Here is a 2,605-nt window from a genome sequence, read left to right on the forward strand (position 1 = left end):
GGCGGAGAGCGGGCGGGTCAGAGAGGGGCGGGACGGGGGGGCGGGGAGGGGGGGGGGGGATCGGCGGGAGGACTGCCGTCTCCTCCGCGTCGCTCGGCGGGGGCGCACTGGGCGTGCTCGGCGCGCCGCGGCGGACCCAGCCGCCGGCGCCGCCGTTGGCTGTGGGATCCCACACCGCGGGGGTCGTGCCGTCCCGATCGCTCATGCCCACCTCGCCGCGTACCGCAGGTACCCCGAAACCGATGGGCGCCACCGTATCGAACCCCTGCTGCCGACAGGCAGCTTTGCTCGATCATGATCCCCGCGGCTCGGGCCCCGCGGCTCAGCCCTCGCGGCGCAGCACCCGCAGCGAGCCGGTGACCGAGATCTCCCGGAAGCCCTCGTCCAGCGCGCGCCGGTAGACCCGGTAGGGGGCCTGGCCGCCGTCCGCCGGGTCGGGGAAGACGTCGTGCACGACCAGCAGGCCGTCCTGGGCGAGGTGCGGGACCCAGCCCTCGTAGTCGCCGGTGGCGTGCTCGTCGGTGTGGCCGCCGTCGATGAAGACCAGGCCGACCTCGGTGCCCCAGAGCGCGGCCAGCTGCGGGGAACGGCCGACGAGGGCGACGACGTGCGGCTCCAGCCCGGCCGCGTGCAGGGTGCGGCGGAAGCGCGGGAGGGTGTCCATCAGGCCGACCTCGGGGTCGACCAGAGACGTGTCGTGGTACTCCCAGCCGGGCTGCTGCTCCTCCGAGCCGCGGTGGTGGTCGACCGTGATCGCGACCGTCCCGGCCAGGCGCGCTGCCTCGGCGAGCAGGATCGTGGAGCGGCCGCAGTAGGTGCCGATCTCCAGCACCGGCAGGCCCGTGCGCGTCGCGGCCTCGGCGGCCGCCGCGTACAGGGCGAGGCCCTCGTCCACGGGCATGAAACCCGTCGCCGCCTCGAAGGCGGCCAGCACCGCCGCCTGCGGCCGGGCGGGGCTGATCTCTCGCGTCGCGTCCATAGCGCGCCACCCTACCGGCCGGTCACTTGCGCGCCGGGCGCACGTCCCCCGGCACGTCACCGGTCGAGCAGCGCGGCCTCCAGGCTCCGGCCGACCGGGCGCAGCTCGGCGTCGATCGCGGCCGAAGCCGCCACGTCCAGTACCACGGCCGGCTCACTCGCGGGCAGTCCCCGGACGAAGGCCAGCCGCAGGTGGGTCGGCGGGTGGGTGGTGTCGAAGTCGTCGTGGGTCAGCTCCGCCGCGATCACGCGCCGGGCGCGCTCCTCGGCGGGAATGGAGCGGACGTAGGCGGTCAGCCCCACCCACAGGTCCGGCTGCTGCGGCCCGTCGGCCTGACCCCGCGCCTCACCCCCGGCGCGACCCCGGGCCTGCGCCCGCGCCTGACGCGCGGCCATGCGTGCCTGATGCGTCACCGTCTCGAAGGCCGTGCGGAGGTGCAGCGCCTCCAGCAGTCCGGCCGCGCCCGCGCCGCCCGCCAGGCGCACGGTGTAGGAGTCGGCCAGGTACTCGGCCCGGCGGGAGTCGAGGCGGGTGGCCCGGTCCAGCAGTCGCAGGTACAGCTCCACCAGCGCGGAGAGGAACGACATCAGCCCCCGCGCCAGCAGGGCGGCCAGTGCCTCCATGCCGCCGCGGACCCGGACGCCGCCGCGGGCCGGCCGGAGCAGCCTCACCCACTCGCTCAGACTGCCGAGCGCCGCGCCGAGCCAGACCCCGCGTCGGCTGTCGCCGTTGACGCCGTGTCCGAACTCGTGGGCCAGCAGCGCCACCCGCTCCTGCTCGGTGAGCGACAGCCACAACGGCAGGCCGAGCCGCAGCACCACGCGCCGCCGCCAACCGACGCGTGCGTAGGAGGCGTTGTACCGGGCGTCGACCAGGATCAGGCCCGGCGCACGGGTGCCGAGCTGCTCCGCGACGGAGTCGGCGAGCGCCCACAGCTGCGGTGCGGCCTTGCGGGAGAGCGGGTGCCCGGACTTCCGTGTGCGTGCGAGGTCGCCGAGTCGAGGCCGGCCCAGGTAGGCCACGCCCAGCAGCGCGACGGCGGCCAGGTCGGCCGTCCAGGCGCCGAAGCGCATCAGCAGGACGGCGCCGACGAGCGCGGCCACGGTGACCAGGTGCACCGGCAGCGCCAGCAGGACGGCCGCGAGGTGACCGGCGCCGCGGCGCGGCCGCAGTTCCCTGCCCGAACTCGCCTCGTCGAACAGCCGCTGCTCCAACGTCTGGTCGAGACGGCGTCGCACGCCACCGCTTCCGCTCGTCACCGCGCTCTTTCGGGAGCTCTCCGGCAACGCGTTCCAATGGCACGAAGGGCACCAGACGGTGAATCTGGGGTCGCTGGTCAGCGAACCCGAGCATTCCGGGCACTCGGTGTCCGTGCTCGTCGTGGGCGTGGTCATGGCGGCAGATCATGCCCGATCAAGGGCTGGGGCAGGAAGTGGATTCCGGCGTCAGGCTTCCCAATTACTGGAACACGTTCTAATCTGACGCGACGTCAGCTTCAGGAGGGGGCGTTCATGGCCGTCGGCATCAGCGAGGAGCACCGGGAGTTGCGGGGCTCGGTGCGGCGTCTGCTGGAGCGGGAGGTGTCCGCGTCGGCGGTCAGGGCGGTGCTGGCGGAGGGGCCGGGGG

2 protein-coding genes are annotated in these 2,605 nt (G+C 74.7%); both read right to left on the minus strand.

Going from position 1 to position 2,605, the window contains the following annotated elements; all coding sequences use genetic code 11:
* Window positions 1-322 precede the first annotated feature (322 nt).
* Entirely contained in the window at window positions 323-979 is a 657-nt protein-coding gene (locus DN069_RS37790; protein ID WP_111507779.1) for a class I SAM-dependent methyltransferase, read from the minus strand.
* Between the two features lie 56 nt (window positions 980-1,035).
* Window positions 1,036-2,217 (minus strand): M48 family metallopeptidase, encoded by a 1,182-nt coding sequence (locus DN069_RS37795; RefSeq protein WP_165845821.1) that lies wholly within the window; start codon window positions 2,215-2,217, stop codon window positions 1,036-1,038.
* Between the last annotated feature and the right edge of the window lie 388 nt (window positions 2,218-2,605).

Source organism: Streptacidiphilus pinicola (assembly GCF_003258295.1).
GTDB lineage: Bacteria > Actinomycetota > Actinomycetes > Streptomycetales > Streptomycetaceae > Streptacidiphilus > Streptacidiphilus pinicola.